This window comes from Rhodosalinus halophilus, assembly GCF_003298775.1.
Taxonomy (GTDB): Bacteria; Pseudomonadota; Alphaproteobacteria; order Rhodobacterales; family Rhodobacteraceae; genus Rhodosalinus; species Rhodosalinus halophilus.
The window spans coordinates 25460-43253 of record NZ_QNTQ01000026.1; the positions used below are offsets into that span (position 1 = coordinate 25460).

Consider the following 17794-nt stretch of genomic DNA (forward strand, 5'->3'; position numbering starts at 1 on the left):
CGGTGTCGTGCCGAATCATGTGTACTCCTTCAAGTCCACTTGAGGTCAAGCGATGTCCCGCAGCCACGGCCTGACCATCGGCGAGGTCGCCGCGCGCACCGGCCTCGCGCCCTCGGCGATCCGTCACTACGAGGCGCTGGGCCTCGTTCATCCGCTGCGCAACGCGGGCAACCAGCGGCGCTATGACCGCGCCGACATCCGCCGCCTCAGCTTCGTGATGGCGGCGCAGCGGCTGGGCTTTCCGCTGGCGGACATCCGCGCGGCGCTGGCCGACCTGCCCGACGGCCGGCCACCCACGAAGGCGGACTGGGGCCGCATCGCCACCCGCTTTCGCCGCGACATCGACGCGCGCATCGCCGCGCTCGAGCTGCTGCGCGACCGGCTCGACGGCTGCATCGGCTGCGGCTGCCTGTCGCTGGAGACCTGCGCGCTCCACAACCCTGCCGACCGGGCCGGCGCCGAGGGGCCCGGTCCCCGCTACCTCGACCCGATCTGAGCCTTGCCGGATCGCGTGCGCCGGGCGACACTTGGCCCATGACGCGCGAGACGGTCAACGCGATCTGTCGGGAACGGATTGGTCCGACCCCTGGGGCGGCGGGCAAGACGCCTGGAAGGTGGGCGGCAAGATGTTCGCCTGCATCGGCATGGCCGACGACGGCGTGTCGGTGAAGACGCCGGACATCGAGACCGCCACCATGCTGATCGAGGTCGGCGTGGGCCAGCGCGCCCCCTGTTTCCACCGCAGCTGTGTGCGCCTGCCCCGGGGCACCGACCCGGACGAATTGCGCCACCGCCTCACCGCCTCCTACGACCTCGTGCGCGCGCCTCACGAAGACGCTGCAGGCGACGCTGCCGCCCCGCCCGGATTGACAACGGGCGCCGCCCCGTGGCTCTGAGGGTCCGGGCAACGGAGGACGACATGCGGCTATCGCGACGGATCGAGGGCATCACCGGCGGCGGCTCGGACGGGTGGGAGCTCTTCTACCGCGCCCGCGCGCTGAAGGCGGCGGGCGAGGAGGTGCTGGAACTGACCGTGGGCGAGCACGACTGGACCACGCCGCGCCCGATCCTCGACGCGATGCACGCGGCGGCCCTCGCGGGCCACACGGGCTATGCGGTGGTGCCGGGGCTGACGGAGTTGCGCCAGGCGGTGGCGGCACGGCTGGCCGAGCGCACCGGCGTCGCGACAGGGGTGGAGAACGTGCTGATCACCCCCGGCGGGCAGGCCGGGCTCTTCGCCGCCCACATGGCGGTCTGCGACCCCGGCGACCGCGCGCTGCACCTCGATCCCTACTACGCCACCTACCCCGGCACGATCCGCGCGGCGGGTGCCACGCCCGTCGCGGTCGAGACGCGGCCCGACGACGGATTCCAACCCCGCGCTGCCGATCTGGACGCCGCCGCGCAGGGCGCGCGCGCGCTGCTCGTCAATACGCCCAACAACCCCACCGGCGCGGTCTATTCCCGCGCGACGCTCGACGGGGTGGCCGAAGCGGCCCGCACCCACGACCTCTGGCTGATCTCGGACGAGGTCTACGACACCCAGGTCTGGGAGGGCACGCATCTGAGTCCCCGCGCCCTGCCCGGCATGGCGGAGCGAACGCTGGTGGTGGGGTCGCTGTCCAAGAGCCACGCGATGACCGGCTCGCGCCTGGGCTGGGTGGTGGGCCCCGAAGAGGCCATAGCCCGCATGATCGACCTCGCCACCGTGACCACCTACGGCGTGCCGACCTTCATCCAGCAGGCGGCGGTCACGGCCCTTGGCCAGCCCGCGCTGGAGCGCGAGGGCGCGGAGGTGTTCCGCCGCCGCCGCGATCTGGCGGCCCGAACCCTCGACGGCTGCGAGGGCCTGCGGCTCCTGCCCGCGCAAGGCGCGATGTATGTCATGCTCGACATCCGGCCGACAGGGCTGAGCGGCGAAGCCTTCGCCCATGCGCTGCTCGACGCGCACCGCATCGCGGTGATGCCGGGCGAAAGCTTCGGGCAAGCCGCCGCCGGACACCTCCGCGTGGCGCTGACCGTGGCCGACGACCGGCTGGAGGCGGCGCTGGAGACGCTGGCGCGCTTCGCCGCCGCCCTGGCCGCCGAGGCCGCCTGACGCCGGATCGACACGCGGCGCGGCGCAGACGGGGCGGGGGATGGCCCGGACCCGCACGCGCGCCGGGCGGGACGCCGGCGGTCAACACGCGACAGGCTCGGAGACCGGACGCGCCGCCGGCCTGCGAACCCGCAAGGCCGCCCCTTCCCGCCCCGGACACCGGAGCGAAGGCCGCGCAACACAGCCGCTTCAATGCCCGCACGGCCCGTCGACTAACCCGCCCCGCACCAAGGCCCGCGCCAAGCGTCCCCCGCGCGCCGCCCCTTCTTCTTCCTCTTGCCCGAAATACCCCGGGGAGCGCGAGGGGCAGCGCCCCTCGCCCGCACGAAGTGCCAGAAGCTGCGCGGCCGCAAGGCCGCTCCGCCTGGAAAGCGGCCGGTCTTGAGCCTCCGCGCCCGCGCCGCTATGGCCGCGGCGACGCCAGAGCGGAGCCAGCCGATGACCGACGCGCCCGAAACCCGCATCCACGACGACGGCGGCGCCCCGGTGCGCCGCATCACCCTCGACGGCCCCGAGACGCGCAACTCGATCAGCGCCCCGGCCTATCGCGCCATCCAGGCGGCGGTGATCGACGCGGGCGCCGATCCTGCGGTCCGCGCCATTCTGATCGCGGGCGCGGCGGGCTTCTTCTCGTCCGGCGGCAACGTCGCGCGGCTCCAGGCGAGCGCCGAGGGCCGGCTGTCCGAGGCCACCGCCAATACCGACGCGCTCGGCGCGATGATCAAGGCGGTGCGCGCCTGCCCGGTCCCGGTGGTCGCCGCCGTGGAGGGCGGCGCGGCCGGCGCGGGGCTCTCGCTCATGCTGGCCTGCGACATGGTCGTGGCGGCCGCCGGCGCGAAGTTCACCGTGGCCTACGTCAGGATCGGCCTCACCCCCGACGGCGGCGTGACGCATTTCCTCTCCGCGGCCCTGCCCCGGCAACTCGTCACCGAGCTCTGCCTGCTCGGCCGCCCGATCCTCGCCGAACGGCTGGCCGAGGCGGGCGTGGTGAACCTGCTCGCCGCGCCCGGCGACGCGCTGGCCGAGGCCGAAACGCTCGCCGCCCGCCTCGCCGACGGCCCGCGGGCCGCGATGGCCCGGATCAAGGCCGAGATCGCGGCGGCCGGCCGCAACGATCTCGCCGCGCAACTCGATCTCGAGGCGGACGGGATCAACACCGCGCGCTTCGGGCCGGAGGCGCGCGAAGGGCTCGCGGCCTTCCTCGCCAAGCGCAAGCCGGATTTCGGCGGGTCATGAGGCCGCTTCCCCCGCAGCTCTCCGGCCTGCGCCTGCCGGCGGTGGGCGCGCCGATGTTTCTCGTCTCCTCGCCGGAGCTGGTGATCGCGCAATGCACCGCGGGGATCGTGGGCAGCTTTCCGGCGCTCAACGCGCGCGAGCCCGAGGGCGCGCCGGCGGAGCTCGAACGCTGGCTGGAGTGCATCACCGAGGCGCTCGCGGCGCACGACCGCGCGCATCCGGACCGGCCCGCCGCGCCCTTTGCCGTGAACCTGATCGTGCACCGCTCCAACGCGCGGCTCGAACGCGACGTCGAGATCCTGTCGCGCTGGCGGGTGCCGATCTGGATCACCTCGCTGGGCGCGCGTCCCGAGGTCTTCGAGGCCGCCCGCGCGGCCGGCGCGCTCGTCCTGCACGACGTGACGACCGACACCTTCGCGCGCAAGGCCATCGACAAGGGCGCCGACGGGCTGATCGCGGTGGCCGCGGGCGCGGGCGGGCACGCCGGCGCGCAGTCGCCCTTCGCGCTGCTCTCCGAGATCCGGGCCTGGTTCGACGGGCCGCTCCTGCTCTCGGGCGCCATCTCCACCGGCCGTGCGCTGCTGGCCGCGCAGGCGGCGGGCGCGGACCTGGGCTATGTCGGCTCGCCCTTCATCGCGACCGAGGAGGCCGCGGCGCCCGAGCCCTACAAGCGCATGGTCGTGGACTGCGGGGCCGAGGACATCATGAGCTCGGCGCTCTTCACCGGGGTGTCGGGCAACTACCTGCGCCCCTCGATCGCGCGTGCGGGGCTCGACCCGGACGCGCTCCCCGCCGACGCGACCGAGATGGATTTCGGCGCGGGCGGCGCCAAGCCCAGGGCCTGGAAGGAGGTCTGGGGCGCGGGCCAGGGGATCGGCGCCGTGCGGGCGGTGCGCCCCGCCGCCGCGTTCGTCGCGGAGCTGGCGCAAGACTACGCCGCCGCGCGCGCCGAGCTCGAGGCGCGTCTGGCGCGCTGGCCCGGCTGACCTCCCGCGGGGCGCGCAACTCCGGTCGGGCGGCCATGGCGGGTTCACGCGGAAGCCCCCCGCTGCGCCCGCACGAAAGCCGGCGTGCCGGCGCGGTGCGCAGCCATCCGCGGCGTGCGGCGCGACATGCCCCTGCGCCCTCTTCCCCTTCCCCGCGAAAGGGCGTAGCGGGCGCGCAGGAGGCGCGGCGCATGGGCGAGAATCTCAGGGGTATCCTCTTGATGGTGGGCGCGATGGCGGCCTTCGCCGTAGAGGACATGTTCATCAAGCGCATGGGCGCGGCCGTGCCGCCGGGCCAGATCCTGATGATGCTGGGCGCGGGCGGCGCGGCGGGTTTCGCCCTGCTCGCGCGGCTCCGCGGCGAGCGCCTGCTCTCGCCGGTGTTCTTCTCGCGCGCGGTGGTGCTGCGCAACCTGGGCGAGCTCACCGGCACTCTCGGCTTCGTGACCGCGATCGTGCTCACGCCGCTGTCCTCGGCCTCGGCGATCCTGCAGGCCATGCCGCTGGCGGTGACGCTCGGGGCCGCGCTCGTCTTTCGCGAGCCGGTGGGCTGGCGGCGCTGGAGCGCGATCCTGGCAGGCTTCCTGGGCGTTCTGATCGTCATCCGGCCGGGCACCGCGGGCTTCGAGCCCGCCTCGCTCTTCGCGCTGCTCGGGGTCGCGGGGCTGGCCACGCGCGATCTCGCCTCGCGCGCGGTGCCGCGCAGCACCTCGTCGGTCGTGCTCTCGGCCTGGGGCTTCTCGATGCTGCTGCCGACCGGGGCGATCCTGCTGTGGCTGAGCGGCGGGGCGACCGTGCCCTCGGCCGGGGTGCTGGGGCTGCTCGCGGGCGCGGTGCTGCTTGGCATCGCCGGATACTACGCCATCACCCAGGCGATGCGCATGGGCGAGGTCGCGGTGATCACGCCCTTCCGCTACACGCGGATCGTCTTCGCGCTCGTCATCGGCGTGACGGTCTTCGGCGAACGCCCGGACGCCTGGACCCTCGGCGGCGCCGCCCTGATTATCGCCTCGGGTCTTTACACCCTCTGGCGCGAGGCGCGGCTCGGGCGACGGCGCGGCGCGCTCTCCGCCGGCCCCGCGAGCCCGGGTCAGGCGCCGCCCGCGCGGTCGCGCGAGGCGCCCGCCTCGCGACCGTGAGCGCAAACATCCGCTCGCGCCCTTCCTGTCGCGGCAGTGCAGCGCTATGAGGCGCGCGACAGTTTCCAGGGACGGACGAGGCGCCATGAGCACGATCATCGACATCCACGCCCGCGAGATCCTCGACAGCCGCGGCAACCCCACCGTCGAGGTGGACGTGACGCTCGAGGACGGCACGCTGGGCCGGGCCGCGGTGCCCTCGGGCGCCTCGACCGGGGCGCACGAAGCGGTGGAACGGCGCGACGGCGACGCCGGGCGCTACATGGGCAAGGGCGTGCTCGAGGCCTGCGCCGCGGTCAACGGCGAGATCGCCGAGGCGCTGATCGGGCTCGATGCCACCGAACAGGTCGAGATCGACGAGGCGATGATCGAACTCGACGGCACGCCCAACAAGGGCCGGCTCGGCGCCAACGCGATCCTGGGCGTCTCGCTTGCCGTGGCGAAGGCGGCCGCCGAGGCCTCGGCGCTGCCGCTCTTCCGCTATGTCGGCGGCGCGCAGGCGCGGGTGTTGCCGGTGCCGATGATGAACATCGTCAACGGCGGTGAACATGCCGACAATCCGATCGACGTGCAGGAATTCATGATCATGCCCGTCGCCGCGGAGACCATGCGCGAAGCGATCCGCATGGGCGCCGAGGTCTTCCACATCCTGAAGAAGGAACTCGCGGCCACCGGCCTCGCCACCGGGGTGGGCGACGAGGGCGGCTTCGCGCCGAACCTGAGTTCCACCCGTGACGCCCTTGATTTCATTTTGAAATCCATGGAGAAGGCCGGCTACCGGCCGGGCGAGGACATCTGGCTGGCGCTGGACTGCGCCTCCACGGAATACTTCAAGGACGGCAAGTATGTGCTTGAAGGTGAAGGCAAGACCTTGAGCCCTGCGGAAAACGTGGAATGGCTCTCGGGTCTCTGCGCCGACTACCCGATCCTCTCGATCGAGGACGGCTGCGCCGAGGACGACTGGGAGGGCTGGAAGACGCTTACCGAGGCCTTGGGAGAGAAGGTCCAGCTCGTCGGCGACGATCTCTTCGTCACGAACCCGGAGCGCCTTGCGCTCGGGATCGAACGCGGCTGCGGCAACTCGATGCTGGTCAAGGTCAATCAGATCGGCTCGCTCACCGAGACGCTGGCGGCCGTGGAGATGGCGCATCGCGCCGGCATGACGAACGTCATGTCGCACCGCTCGGGCGAGACCGAGGACGCCACGATCGCCGATCTCGCGGTCGCCACCAACTGCGGTCAGATCAAGACCGGCTCGCTCGCGCGTTCCGACCGACTCGCGAAATACAATCAGCTCATCCGCATCGAGGAGCTGCTGGGGACGGCCGCGCGCTACGCCGGCCGCGAAGTGCTGCGCGGCTGAGCCGTCGCGAAACCCCCGCGGCCGCGCCGCGGGGGTCATTCACGCCTTACGGGCAGGGCGCGCGATAGTAGGTACCGTCGCCGCGCGCGTAGGCGCACATGCCGGTCTGCTGATTCTGCGCCACGACCGTGCCGGCCGCCGCGCCCGCAAGCGCCGAGATCAGCCGCCAGTCGTCATCTGCCTCGAGCACGTCGGCGGCGATCAGCCCGGCCGCCGCGCCGCCCGCGACACCGGCCACCGTGCGCTGCTCAGGCGTCAGGTTTTCGCAGGCGGAAAGCGCCATGACCAGTGCGCCCAGCATGGCGATCAGCGGAATACGCATCGTGAAACCTCCTCGTTCCGTGCATGCAGGCCCGGCCCTTGCACGAGCCGTGCCGCCTGCGAGCTAACGCACAGCCGAGGCGCGCGTTCCAGAGGTCGCCGGATCGTGGCGCATGGCTCGGCGGAGAGCCGCCGGGTCAGGGCAGCGTACGGAATACCGAGCGCGTCGCATCCTGCGACTCGAGCGCCTCGATCAGCGCCGCGCCCTCGTCGGTGGGCCGCCCCGCGGCATCGAGCCAGCCGCGCAGGCGGGCGGTGTCCCCGGGCGCGCCGTCCCCCTCGCCGCAGTGGCGGGCGAAGGCGAGAATCCGGCTGGCGAGGCTATCGTCGGTCATGTCGCATCACTCCCTGTCGGCGATCTGGTCTGATACTGCGCTCCGAGATAGCCTGCCCCGAGGCCCCGTCAGCCCTTTTCAGCCATTCGTGAGATGCCCATGCCCCTTGCCGACGCAGACCCGGACCGCATCGTCGAGACGCTCGGCCTCGCGCCGCATCCCGAGGGCGGGTGGTATCGCGAAACCTGGGTCGCGGCGGCGGAGGACGGCGCGCGCCCGGCCGGCACCTGCATCTGGTTCCTGCTCAGGGCAGGCGAGCGCAGCCACTGGCACCGGGTGGACGCGGCCGAGATCTGGCATTTCTACGCCGGAACGCCCGTCACGCTCTCGGTCGCGGCCACGGCTGAGGGGCCGGCCGAGGATCACCGTCTCGGGCCCGACCTCTTCGCAGGCGAGCGTCCGCAGATCCTGGTGCCTGCGCATCACTGGCAAGCCACGACGGCCGGAGACGGCTGGGCGCTGATGGGCTGCACGGTCTCGCCCGGCTTCCGCTTCGAAGGGTTCGAGCTGGCGCCGCCGGAGTTCGAGATCCCGCGCGGCTGAGGCTTGCGCATCGCCGCGGCCGGGGCTAGCGAGCGGCGCATGACGCTGCGCTATCACACACCGCTCACGGCCGACGAGCAGCTCGCCGCGGGCCTGCCCGCGCCCTGGCCCTTCGCCATCGCGGACCGCGTGCGCTGGGGCGAGCTCGATCAGCTCGGCCACGTCAACAACGCCGCCTACATGGTCTGGTTCGAGACCGCGCGGATCCGCTATTTCGAGGAATGGGGCGTCACCGGGCCCGCCGCGCCGCACGTCACCGTGATCCGGCGCGGCGAGATCGACTGGCTGGCCGAGATGCGGGGCGAACCGGACTACGTCGTGGCCATCCGCTGCACGGAGCTGCGCCGCACCTCCTTCACGCTCGACTGCGAACTCTGGTCCGAGGGTGCCTGCACGGCGCGCTTCCGCTGCGTGATCGTGCTGATCGCCGCCGACCGCGCGGGCAAGGCGCCGTTGCCCCCGGAGCTGCGGCGGCGGTTCATCGAGGTCGACGGCGCGGCGGAGGGCTGACGCGCATCCGGAGCGAGGACGGCCCGCAAGGGCCGGAGGAGCGGCCGGCTCACGCCCCCCGCAGGAAGGCCGCGAGCGCACGGGTCGAGCCCGACGCCGCGACCTCCTCGCCGCGCAGCGCGGGCTCGAGCGACTTGGCCAGTTCCTTGCCGAGTTCCACGCCCCACTGGTCGAAGGAGTTGATGCCCAGGATCGCCCCTTCGGCGAAGACGCGATGCTCGTAGAGCGCCAGGATCCGGCCCAGCATCTCGGGCGTCAGCTTCGGATAGGCCAGCGTGACCGACGGCCGGTCGCCCGGAAAGACGCGATGGCGTGCCTGCCGTTCAAGCGCCTCGCCGGCGTAGCGCCCGTCGAGCATCTCCCGCGCTTCCTCGAGGCTGCGTCCGCGCATCAGCGCCTCGGCCTGCGCCAGGCAATTGGCCACCAGCAGGCGATGGTGATGGGCGAGCTCGGGCTCGTGCCCCTCCGCCGCCACGAGGAACTCGCATGGAACGACCTGCGTGCCCTGGTGGAGGAGCTGCATGAAGGAGTGCTGCGCGTTCGTGCCCGGCTCTCCCCAGATCACCGGGGCGGTGGATGCGCGCGGCGTCGCTCCATCCATCGTCACGCCCTTGCCGTTCGATTCCATCTCGAGCTGCTGCAGATAGGCCGGCAGCCGTGCGAGGCGCTGGTCGTAGGGCAGCACCGCGCGGGTCGCGTGGCCGCAGACCTGCGCGTGCCAGAGGCCGGTGAGCGCGAGCATCAGCGGCATGTTTTCCTGCGGCGGCGCCTCGATGAAATGCCGGTCCATCCAGTGCCCGCCGGCCAGGAAGTCGCGGAAGCGCGCGGGCCCGATCGCGATCATCAGCGCCAGGCCGATCGGCCCCCAGACCGAATAGCGCCCGCCCACCCAGTCCGCGAAGGGAAAGACGCGGGCCTCGGGGATGCCGAAGGCCGCCGTTCGGTCGAGCGCGGTGGAGAGCGCGGCGAACTGCGCCGCCGGATCGGCAACCGCCCGCCCCATCCAGTCGCGCGCCGTGTGCGCGTTGGTCATCGTCTCGATGGTGGTGAAGGTCTTCGAGGCCACGATCACCAGCGTGCGCGCCGGATCGAGCCCGGCGAGCGTGTCGGCGATATCGGCCCCGTCCACGTTCGACACGAAATGGCAACGCGGCCCGTCGGCGTAGGGATGAAGCGCGCGCACGGCCATCGCCGGGCCCAGATCCGAGCCGCCGATGCCGATGTTGACGATGTCGGTGTAGGCCCCGCCCTGCCCCCGCTCCCGCCCCTCGCGCACGGCGCCCGCGAAGGCCTCCATCCGCCGCAGCGTCGCGTGCACGCCGGGCAGCACGTCCGCGCCGTCCACCCGGACAGGCCCCGCGCCCTCGGGCGCACGCAGGGCGGTGTGCAGGGCGGCGCGGCCCTCGGTCTCGTTGATCTTCGCGCCGGACATCATCGCGCGGGCGCGCCCGGCGAGATCCGCCTCTTCGGCCAGCTCGATCAGCGCCGCGCGAAGCGCGTCGTCGACCTGCGTCTTGGAGTAATCGAGCAGCATCCCGCCCGCGCGAATCGTAAAGCGCGCGGCGCGCCCGGGATCCTCCTCGAAAAGCGCCGCGATCCGCCGTCCTGCCCGCGCCCGGCGCAATGCCTCGAGCCGGTCCCACATGCCGCCTCTCCTCTCAGGGCGCCCAGTGCACGGTGAGCCCGCCGAAGAGCGCGCGCACCGGCGCCTCGGACTCGGGGCGCCCCTGGGCGCGCTCGAGCGCCTCGCGCTTGGCCGCGCCGGTGATCGCCAGATGCTTGGAGAGCGCGCCGTCGAGCACGGGGCGGGTGAGCGTGAGCCGGGGCTCCTCCGCCTCGGGCGGGCGCAGCGCCACCACCGGCGGCGCATCCTCGGCAAGCGCGGCCTCCAGCCCCTCGGACCCCGGAAAGAGCGAGGCCACATGCCCGTCCTCGCCCATGCCGAGCAACAGCACCGCGATCGGCAGATGCGGGGTAATCGCCTCGATGACGCGCGCGACGGCCGCCTCTGGGGTATCGGTGGGCTGATACATGGGCAGCAGGGTGGCCCTCGCCGCGCGATCGACGAGCAGCCGCTCGCGCACCAGCCGGGTGTTCGAGCGCGGATGGTCCGGCCGCACCCAGCGCTCGTCGGTCAGCAGCACGTCGACGGAGGCCCAGTCGATCTGCGCCGCGCAGAGCGCGTCGAAGACCGGCCCCGGCGTCGAGCCGCCCGGTACCGCGAAGAGGACGCGCCCGGAATGCGACAGAGCCGCGCGCAATTCGCCCGCGAGCCTGTTGGCGAGGTCGATCGCCATCAGCTCAGGGTCGACATACTCCACGATTTCCATGGCTGCGCTCTCCCTTGCCGCGTTCCCATTCCTGACCGGCGGTTCGCCGGCTGGCAAGGCCCCGCGCGCGGCCTGCGGGGGCGGGCGGTCAGGGCGCGATCTCGCGCCAGAGCCGCTGGTCGCGCGCCATCATGCGCTCGGCGCCGCGCGGCCCGTCGCTGCCGGCGGGATAGATTTCGGGCCGTTCGCCCGCCCGCTCCCAGGCCGCGATGGTGGCGTCGGTCCAGGCCCAGGCGGCCTCGACCTCGTCGCCGCGCATGAAGAGCGTCTGGTTGCCGCGGATCACGTCCATGATGAGACGCTCGTAGGCGTCGGGGATCTCTTCGGCCTCGGGGCCCAGCGTCTCGGCGAAGGTCATGTCGAGGGGCACGTCGAGAAGCCGCATGCCCCCCGGCCCCGGTTCCTTGATCGTGACCCAGAGCTTCATGCCCTCGTTGGGCTGGAGCTGGATGGCCAGCACGTTGCGGTGCGCGCCCGCGTCGATGCCGAAGATCGAATGCGGCGTGTCCTTGAAGACCACGGCGATCTCGGAGGAGCGTGCCGAGAGCCGCTTGCCGGTGCGCAGGTAGAAGGGCGTGCCCACCCAGCGCCAGTTGCCGACCTCGGCGCGCAGCGCGACGAAGGTCTCGGTGGCGCTCGCGGGGGCGCCCACATCGTCGACATAGGCGACCGCCCCCTGCCCCGCGCCATACTGCCCGCGCACCTGCCAGCGCGGCGGCTCGAGCGCGCGGATCACCTTGAGCTTCTCGTCGCGCACCGCGCCCGGCTCGAAACGCGCGGGCGGCTCCATCGCGATCAGGCAGAGCAGCTGCATGAGGTGGTTCTGCACCATGTCCCGCATGGCGCCTGCGCCCTCGTAATAGCCCTCGCGCCCCGCGACCCCCACCGTCTCGGCCACCGTGATCTGGATGTGATCGACGTATTGCGCGTTCCACAACGGCTCGAAGAGCATGTTGCCGAAGCGCACGGCCATCAGGTTCTGCACCGTTTCCTTTCCGAGATAGTGGTCGATGCGATAGATCTGTTCCTCGTCGAACTGCGCCGCGAGCGCGGCGTTGAGCGCGCGCGCCGAGGCGAGGTCGCGGCCGAAGGGCTTCTCGACCACCACGCGCGTCTCGGCGTCGGCAAGACCGTGGGCCCGCACGCGCTCGGCCAGGGGCGCGAAGAGCGCGGGCGCCACGGAGAAGTAGAAGGCGCGGATCGCGGGCGTGCCGCAGGCGGCCCGCAGGGCCGACCAGCCCATCTCGCCCGTCGCGTCCAGCGTGACATAGTCGAGGCGGCCGAGAAAGGCGTCCAGCCCCTCGGCCGGCCCGATCGCCTCGGCCACCATCCGCCGCCAGCCGTCGGCGTCGAGCTCGGTGCGCGCAGCGCCGATGATGCGCGCAGCCTCCGGCATCTGGCCCGAACGGAAGCGCCGCCAGAGCGCCGGCAGGATCTTCTTGCGCGCGAGATCGCCCGTGGCGCCGAAGATGACGAGTTCGAAGGGATCGACGGGGATGACGCGCGAGACCATGCGCCGACTATAGGGGAGCGCGGGCCGGGCGCACAGGGGGCGCTCATCGGTCCCTGCGGTCCCTCTTCGCCGTCCAGCGCCCGGGACCAAGCGCCGCCCCGCGCGAGGAGCGCCCGAAGGGCGCGACGAGCGCGCCCCTACTCCGGGCGCGAGATCGTCCCGCCGCCCACTGCGGCGCGCACGCCGGTCGTCCCGGGCGCCGAGGTCGGCAGCCCGCGCGCCACCCGGACGGCGAGAAAGGCGAAGGCCTGCGCCTCGAGCATGTCGCCGTCGAGCCCCGCCGCCTCGACCGGCGCCACGGGGCAGTCGAGCGCGGCGGCCAGCATCTTCATCATCACCGGGTTGTGCCGCCCGCCGCCGGTGACCAGCACGCGCTCGGGCGGGACGGGGCAATGCTCCATCCCCCGCATCACCGAGGCCGCGACGGCTGCCGTGAGAGTCGCCGCCGCATCGGCGTCGGAAAGCTCCGCCACCAGATCCGAGAGAAAGGCGAAATCGCCGCGGTCGAGCGACTTGGGCGGCATCCGGTCGAAGAAATGCGCCGCCATCAGCCGCTCGAGCGCGCCCTCGGCGACCGTGCCCTTCGCCGCGAGCCGCCCCCCCTCGTCCTGCCGCTGCCCCCGCCGCGCCTGCATCAGGTCGTCGAGCGGCGCGTTGGCGGGTCCCGTGTCGAAGGCCAGGAGCGCCCCGTCCTCCTCCGGCGCGCTCTTGGCCGGGTCGATCCAGGTGAGGTTGCCCACGCCGCCGAGATTGAGCAGCGCGAGCGGGCGCTTCAGGCCGAGCTTGCGCGCCAGGGCGAAGTGGTAGAAGGGCGCGAGCGGCGCGCCCTCGCCGCCCAGCCGCACGTCGGCCGAGCGGAAATCCCACACCACTGGCCGGTTCAGCGCCCGCGCCAGTGCCGCCCCGCAGCCCAGCTGATGCGTCCCCCGCCCCTTCGGATCATGCGCCAGCGTCTGCCCGTGAAACCCCACGATCCCGGCCTCGGGGAACTCGGCCAGCAGCACCTCGTGCGCGTGCTGCACGACGCGCGCCGCCGCGTCGAGATCCGCGCCCGGCCACTTGCCCAGCGCCGCCCGCAGCACCGCGCGCTCGGGTCCGGAGTACTCGCGATAGTCCGACCGGCCGAATTCCAGCACGCGCTCGCCGTCGGTGCGCAGGAGCGCGGCGTCCACCCCGTCGAGCGAGGTGCCCGACATCGCGCCCAGCGCCCAGACAGGTCCGTCGATCATCGCCCTTCCCCTCGCTGGCTCAGGCCACTATAGACGCTCCGCGCAGCAGACAAGAGGGCCGGTGCCCGATGACCTACCATCCGAAATCAGACTTCCTGCACGTGATGGCCGAACGCGGCTTCCTGCACGGCTGCACCGACCTGGAGGGCCTGGACGAGGCGCTGCGCGCCGGCCCGCTCACGGCTTATATCGGCTTCGACGCCACCGCGCGCTCGCTGCACGTGGGCAGCCTCATCCAGATCATGATGCTGCGCTGGTTCCAGAAGACCGGCCACCGGCCGATCACGCTGATGGGCGGGGGCACGACCAAGGTGGGCGACCCGTCCTTTCGCGCCGAGGAGCGGCCCCTGCTCACGCCCGAGCAGATCGCCGAGAACATCGAGGGCATCCGCCGCGTCTTCGCCGCCTACATCGACTACGGCGCGGGCGAGACCGACGCGCTGATGATCGACAACGCCGAGTGGCTCGACGGGCTCAACTACCTCGAGTTCCTGCGCGACGTGGGCCGGCATTTCAGCGTGAACCGGATGCTGAGCTTCGAGAGCGTCAAGTCGCGCCTCGACCGCGAGCAGTCGCTGAGCTTTCTCGAATTCAACTACATGATCCTGCAGGCCTACGATTTCGTCGAGCTGCACCGACGCTACGGCTGCCGGCTGCAGATGGGCGGCTCGGACCAGTGGGGCAACATCGTCAACGGCGTGGACCTGGGCCGGCGCGCGGACGACGCGGAGCTTTTCGGGCTGACCTCGCCGCTGCTGACGACCGCCGACGGCAAGAAGATGGGCAAGACCGCGGAGGGCGCCGTCTGGCTCGACTCCGAGATGAAGTCGCCCTACGAATTCTGGCAGTTCTGGCGCAACACGGCCGACGCCGACGTGGGCCGCTTCCTCAAGCTCTACACCGAACTTCCGGTGGAGGAGTGCGACCGGATGGGCGCGCTGGGCGGGGCCGAGATCAACGAGGCCAAGATCGTGCTGGCGAACGAGGTGACCACGCTGCTGCACGGCGCCGGGGCCGCGCGGGCCGCCGAAGAGACCGCGCGCGAGGTCTTCGAGCGGGGCGGCGCGGGCGACGACCTGCCGCGGCTGGAGCTGGGCGCAGAGGAAGTCGAGGGCGGCATCTCGGTCGCGCAGCTCTTCGTGCGCGCGGGCCTCGCGAAGTCGGGCAAGGAGGCGCGGCGGCTGATCACCGAGGGCGGCGCGCGGCTCGACGACGCGCCGCTGGCCGATCCCGGCCTGATGCTCGACCGCGCGGCGCTGGCCAGCCCGGTGAAGCTCTCCGCCGGCAAGAAGCGGCACGCGCTGGTAACGCTGGCGGGGTAAGACCGGCGCCGGCAAGGCGGCGCGCCGCTCTGCGCCGTCGCGTTCACGCGGGGTTGCGCGGCCACGACGGGAACGATGCGCGAAGGGCCGCGCCCGACCCTGGGAGGGCGCGGCCGCCCCCCTGAACGACTCGCAGAACCGCGGCCTCCGTGCCCTGATGTTCCGCGCGCCTGCACCTCCGTGCGCCCTCCCGGTGGGAGGGTCGGGCGCGGCCCGGCCTCGCGGCCGGGCGGGGCGGTTCGGCCCGTCGCGTGGTCCCGGTGGCCTCCGGCGCGGCAACACGCCGCCCGATTGACGCCGCCCCTGCCCTGCGTCACACCCCGGCCCATGCTGCGGATCGAGGACATCTCCTATTCGGTCGAGGGCCGGCCGCTTTTCGAGCGGGCCTCGGCCATCGTGCCTGCGGGCCACAAGGTGGGCATCGTCGGCCGCAACGGGACAGGCAAGACCACGCTCTTCCGCCTGATCCGCGGCGAGATCAGCCTCGACGGCGGCGAGATCGCGCTGCCCCCGCGCGCCCGCGTCGGCGGCGTGGCGCAGGAGGCCCCGGCCAGCGACATCTCGCTGCTCGACACCGTGCTCGCCGCCGACACCGAGCGCGCCGGGCTGCTGGCAGAGGCCGAGACCGCCACAGACCCCGCGCGGATCGCCGAGATCCAGACGCGGCTCGCGGACATCGACGCCTGGTCGGCCGAGGCGAGGGCCGCCTCGATCCTGTCGGGCCTGGGCTTTTCCGAGGCCGAGCAGGCGATGCCCTGCGCCGCCTTCTCGGGCGGCTGGCGGATGCGGGTGGCGCTGGCCGGCGTGCTCTTCGCGCAGCCCGACCTGCTGCTGCTCGACGAGCCCACCAACTACCTCGACCTCGAGGGGGCGCTGTGGCTCGAATCCTACCTGCAGCGCTACCCGCACACCGTGCTGCTCATCTCGCACGACCGCGAGCTTCTCAATCGCGCGGTGGGCCACATCCTGCATCTGGAAAACCGCAGGCTCACGCTCTGGACGGGTGGCTACGACGCCTTCGCGCGGGGCCGGGCCGAACAGCGCGCGGTGCAGGCGGCTGAGGCCCGCAAGCAGGAGGCGCGGCGCGCGCATCTGCAAAGCTACGTCGACCGCTTCCGCTACAAGGCCGACAAGGCCCGCCAGGCACAGGCGCGGATCAAGATGCTCGCGAAGATGGAGCCCATCACGCCGCCCGAGGAAGCGGCGGAGCAGCGCTTCACCTTTCCGCAGCCCGACCAGCTCTCGCCACCGATCCTGCGGATCGAGGGCGGGGCCGCGGGCTATGACGGGCGCGCCGTGCTCAGGCGGCTTGACCTGCGCATCGACCAGGACGACCGCATCGCGCTGCTGGGCCGCAACGGCCAGGGGAAATCGACGCTGGCCAAGGTGCTGTCCGACCGGCTGCCGCTGATGGAAGGACGGCGCGTCGCTGCCTCCAAGCTGCGCATCGGCTATTTCGCCCAGCATCAGCTCGACGAGCTGCGCGCCGAGGAGACGCCGCTGCAGCACCTCGCGCGCTTGCGCCCGGACACGCCGCCCGCCCGTTTGCGCGCGCGGCTCGCGGGCTTCGGACTGCACGCGGCGCAGGCCGACACCGAGGTGGCGCGCCTGTCGGGCGGGCAGAAGGCGCGGCTGGCGCTGCTGATCGCGACGCTCGACGCACCGCATCTGCTGATCCTCGACGAGCCCACTAACCATCTCGACATCGAAAGCCGCGAGGCGCTGGTCGAGGCGCTCACCGAGTACTCGGGCGCGGTGATCATGGTGGCGCACGACTTTCACCTGCTGAGCCTCGTGGCCGACCGGCTCTGGCTGGTCTCGAACGGCACCGTGCAGGCCTACGACGGCGACCTCGAGAGTTATCGGGCCGACCTGCTCGCACCGGAGCGGACGCAGCCGAAAAAGCCGGCGAAGCCGCGCCCCGGCCCCTCGAAGGAGCGGCTGACCGAACTGCGCTCGGAGGCGCGGCGCTGCGAGGCGCGGGTCGAGAAGCTCAACGAGATGCGCGACAAGCTCGCGAAGAAGCTGGCCGACCCCGATCTCTACGCGCCCGAGCGCGCCGACGAGGCCGCCGTCTGGCAGCGCAAGTATGCCGAGGTGATGGAAGGGCTGGAGCGCGCCGAGGGCCTGTGGATGCGCGCGATGGAGAAGCTCGAGGCCGCCGAGACCGCCTGAGCGGCTTGCAGCCGCGCGCCGCCCGCGCGAGACTGCCGGGCGTGGAGCCCGCCTTTCTCATCACCGCCTTCACCACGCTTTTCGTGGTGATCGACCCGATCGGGCTCACGCCGATCTTCGTGGCGCTCACCGCGGGCGCCCCCGCGGCCGAGCGGCGGGCGATCGCCGCGCGCGCCTGCCTGATCGCGGTGCTGGTGCTGGCGCTCTTCGCCGGCTTCGGCGAGGCGGTGCTGGGCTTCATCGGCATCTCGATGCCGGCCTTCCGCATCGCGGGGGGCATTCTGCTCTTTCTCACCGCGCTCGACATGCTCTTCGAGCGGCGCACCCAGCGCCGCGAGGACCAGACCACCGAGGACCGGCCCGATCCGTCCGTCTTTCCGCTGGCGATCCCGCTGATCGCGGGGCCGGGCGCCATCGCCTCGATGATCCTGCTCGCCGGGGCGCGGCCGGGGCTGGCCGGGCTGGCGATGGTCTCGGGCGTGATGCTCGCGGTGGTCGCGCTCGCCTTTCTGCTCTTTCTCGCCGCGCCGCTGATCGAGCGCGCTCTGGGGCGCGTCGGCGTCAACGTGGTCACGCGGCTTCTGGGCATGCTGCTTGCCGCGCTGTCGGTGCAGTTCGTGCTCGACGGCCTGCGCGAGACGGGGTTTCTGGGGGCGTGAAACTCACGCGTCGCAGCCCTACATCAGACTCGCTG

The 17794-nt window shown here is 72.5% G+C and carries 18 protein-coding genes; 12 read left to right on the forward strand and 6 right to left on the reverse strand.

Translation table 11 applies throughout. The annotated features are described in order from the left end of the window. Nucleotides 1-52: 52 nt before the first annotated feature. The 7 genes from soxR to eno all read left to right on the forward strand — a co-directional run bounded on the left by soxR (nt 53) and on the right by eno (nt 6822). On the forward strand, nt 53-496 hold the full coding sequence (gene soxR / locus DRV85_RS17680; protein ID WP_113290797.1) for a redox-sensitive transcriptional activator SoxR: 444 nt from the start codon (nt 53-55) through the stop codon (nt 494-496). Between the two features lie 118 nt (nt 497-614). Beyond that, a complete protein-coding gene (locus DRV85_RS17685) occupies nt 615-896 on the forward strand; it encodes an MmcQ/YjbR family DNA-binding protein (RefSeq protein WP_338066977.1) in 282 nt (93 codons plus the stop codon). A gap of 23 nt (nt 897-919) precedes the next feature. Beyond that, nucleotides 920-2098, forward strand: coding sequence for a pyridoxal phosphate-dependent aminotransferase (locus DRV85_RS17690; RefSeq protein ID WP_113290798.1), 1179 nt, complete (start codon nt 920-922; stop codon nt 2096-2098). A 438-nt stretch (nt 2099-2536) separates the two neighbouring features. Beyond that, nucleotides 2537-3334, forward strand: a complete 798-nt coding sequence (locus DRV85_RS17695) for an oxepin-CoA hydrolase, alternative type (RefSeq protein ID WP_113290799.1) — start codon at nt 2537-2539, stop codon at nt 3332-3334. Beyond that, on the forward strand, nt 3331-4320 hold the full coding sequence (locus tag DRV85_RS17700; protein ID WP_113290800.1) for an NAD(P)H-dependent flavin oxidoreductase: 990 nt from the start codon (nt 3331-3333) through the stop codon (nt 4318-4320). Before DRV85_RS17695 ends, DRV85_RS17700 begins: the two co-directional genes overlap by 4 nt. A gap of 191 nt (nt 4321-4511) precedes the next feature. Further along, the gene (locus tag DRV85_RS17705) at nt 4512-5459 is read left to right on the forward strand and encodes a DMT family transporter (RefSeq protein ID WP_113290801.1); all 948 of its coding nucleotides are present in this window, start codon (nt 4512-4514) and stop codon (nt 5457-5459) included. Between the two features lie 85 nt (nt 5460-5544). Further along, nucleotides 5545-6822, forward strand: coding sequence for a phosphopyruvate hydratase (gene eno / locus DRV85_RS17710; RefSeq protein ID WP_113290802.1), 1278 nt, complete (start codon nt 5545-5547; stop codon nt 6820-6822). A gap of 46 nt (nt 6823-6868) precedes the next feature. Here the strand turns inward: eno and DRV85_RS17715 are convergent, their stop codons facing one another. Together DRV85_RS17715 and DRV85_RS17720 are read right to left on the reverse strand one after the other, a co-directional pair. Then, nucleotides 6869-7144: a glycine zipper 2TM domain-containing protein gene (locus tag DRV85_RS17715; RefSeq protein ID WP_113290803.1), complete on the reverse strand. Its 276-nt coding sequence runs from the start codon at nt 7142-7144 to the stop codon at nt 6869-6871. A gap of 136 nt (nt 7145-7280) precedes the next feature. Then, nucleotides 7281-7478 (reverse strand): hypothetical protein, encoded by a 198-nt coding sequence (locus DRV85_RS17720; RefSeq protein WP_113290804.1) that lies wholly within the window; start codon nt 7476-7478, stop codon nt 7281-7283. A 93-nt stretch (nt 7479-7571) separates the two neighbouring features. Between DRV85_RS17720 and DRV85_RS17725 the strand changes: the two genes are divergently transcribed. Together DRV85_RS17725 and DRV85_RS17730 are read left to right on the forward strand one after the other, a co-directional pair. After that, nucleotides 7572-8021 carry a cupin domain-containing protein gene (locus DRV85_RS17725; RefSeq protein ID WP_233495578.1) on the forward strand — a complete coding sequence of 150 codons (450 nt, stop codon included), beginning with the start codon at nt 7572-7574 and terminating at the stop codon, nt 8019-8021. Nucleotides 8022-8060: 39 nt separating this feature from the next. Beyond that, on the forward strand, nt 8061-8531 hold the full coding sequence (locus DRV85_RS17730) for an acyl-CoA thioesterase (protein ID WP_113290805.1): 471 nt from the start codon (nt 8061-8063) through the stop codon (nt 8529-8531). Between the two features lie 49 nt (nt 8532-8580). On the opposite strand, the gene pgi is transcribed toward DRV85_RS17730, so the two are convergent. The 4 genes from pgi to DRV85_RS17750 all read right to left on the reverse strand — a co-directional run bounded on the left by pgi (nt 8581) and on the right by DRV85_RS17750 (nt 13603). Then, nucleotides 8581-10176, reverse strand: coding sequence for a glucose-6-phosphate isomerase (pgi, locus tag DRV85_RS17735; protein WP_113290806.1), 1596 nt, complete (start codon nt 10174-10176; stop codon nt 8581-8583). Between the two features lie 13 nt (nt 10177-10189). Beyond that, on the reverse strand, nt 10190-10861 hold the full coding sequence (pgl, locus tag DRV85_RS17740) for a 6-phosphogluconolactonase (protein WP_113290807.1): 672 nt from the start codon (nt 10859-10861) through the stop codon (nt 10190-10192). 88 nt (nt 10862-10949) lie between these two features. Next, nucleotides 10950-12374, reverse strand: coding sequence for a glucose-6-phosphate dehydrogenase (gene zwf / locus DRV85_RS17745; RefSeq protein WP_113290808.1), 1425 nt, complete (start codon nt 12372-12374; stop codon nt 10950-10952). A gap of 137 nt (nt 12375-12511) precedes the next feature. Continuing rightward, on the reverse strand, nt 12512-13603 hold the full coding sequence (locus DRV85_RS17750; protein ID WP_113290809.1) for an anhydro-N-acetylmuramic acid kinase: 1092 nt from the start codon (nt 13601-13603) through the stop codon (nt 12512-12514). Between the two features lie 68 nt (nt 13604-13671). On the opposite strand from DRV85_RS17750, the gene tyrS reads away from it, so the two are divergent. From tyrS to DRV85_RS17765, 3 genes are all read left to right on the forward strand, one after another. Continuing rightward, nucleotides 13672-14925, forward strand: a complete 1254-nt coding sequence (tyrS, locus tag DRV85_RS17755) for a tyrosine--tRNA ligase (RefSeq protein WP_113290810.1) — start codon at nt 13672-13674, stop codon at nt 14923-14925. Nucleotides 14926-15252: 327 nt separating this feature from the next. Continuing rightward, nucleotides 15253-17100: an ABC-F family ATP-binding cassette domain-containing protein gene (locus DRV85_RS17760; protein ID WP_113290811.1), complete on the forward strand. Its 1848-nt coding sequence runs from the start codon at nt 15253-15255 to the stop codon at nt 17098-17100. A 41-nt stretch (nt 17101-17141) separates the two neighbouring features. Continuing rightward, nucleotides 17142-17759 (forward strand): MarC family protein, encoded by a 618-nt coding sequence (locus DRV85_RS17765; protein WP_113290812.1) that lies wholly within the window; start codon nt 17142-17144, stop codon nt 17757-17759. Nucleotides 17760-17794 lie beyond the last annotated feature (35 nt).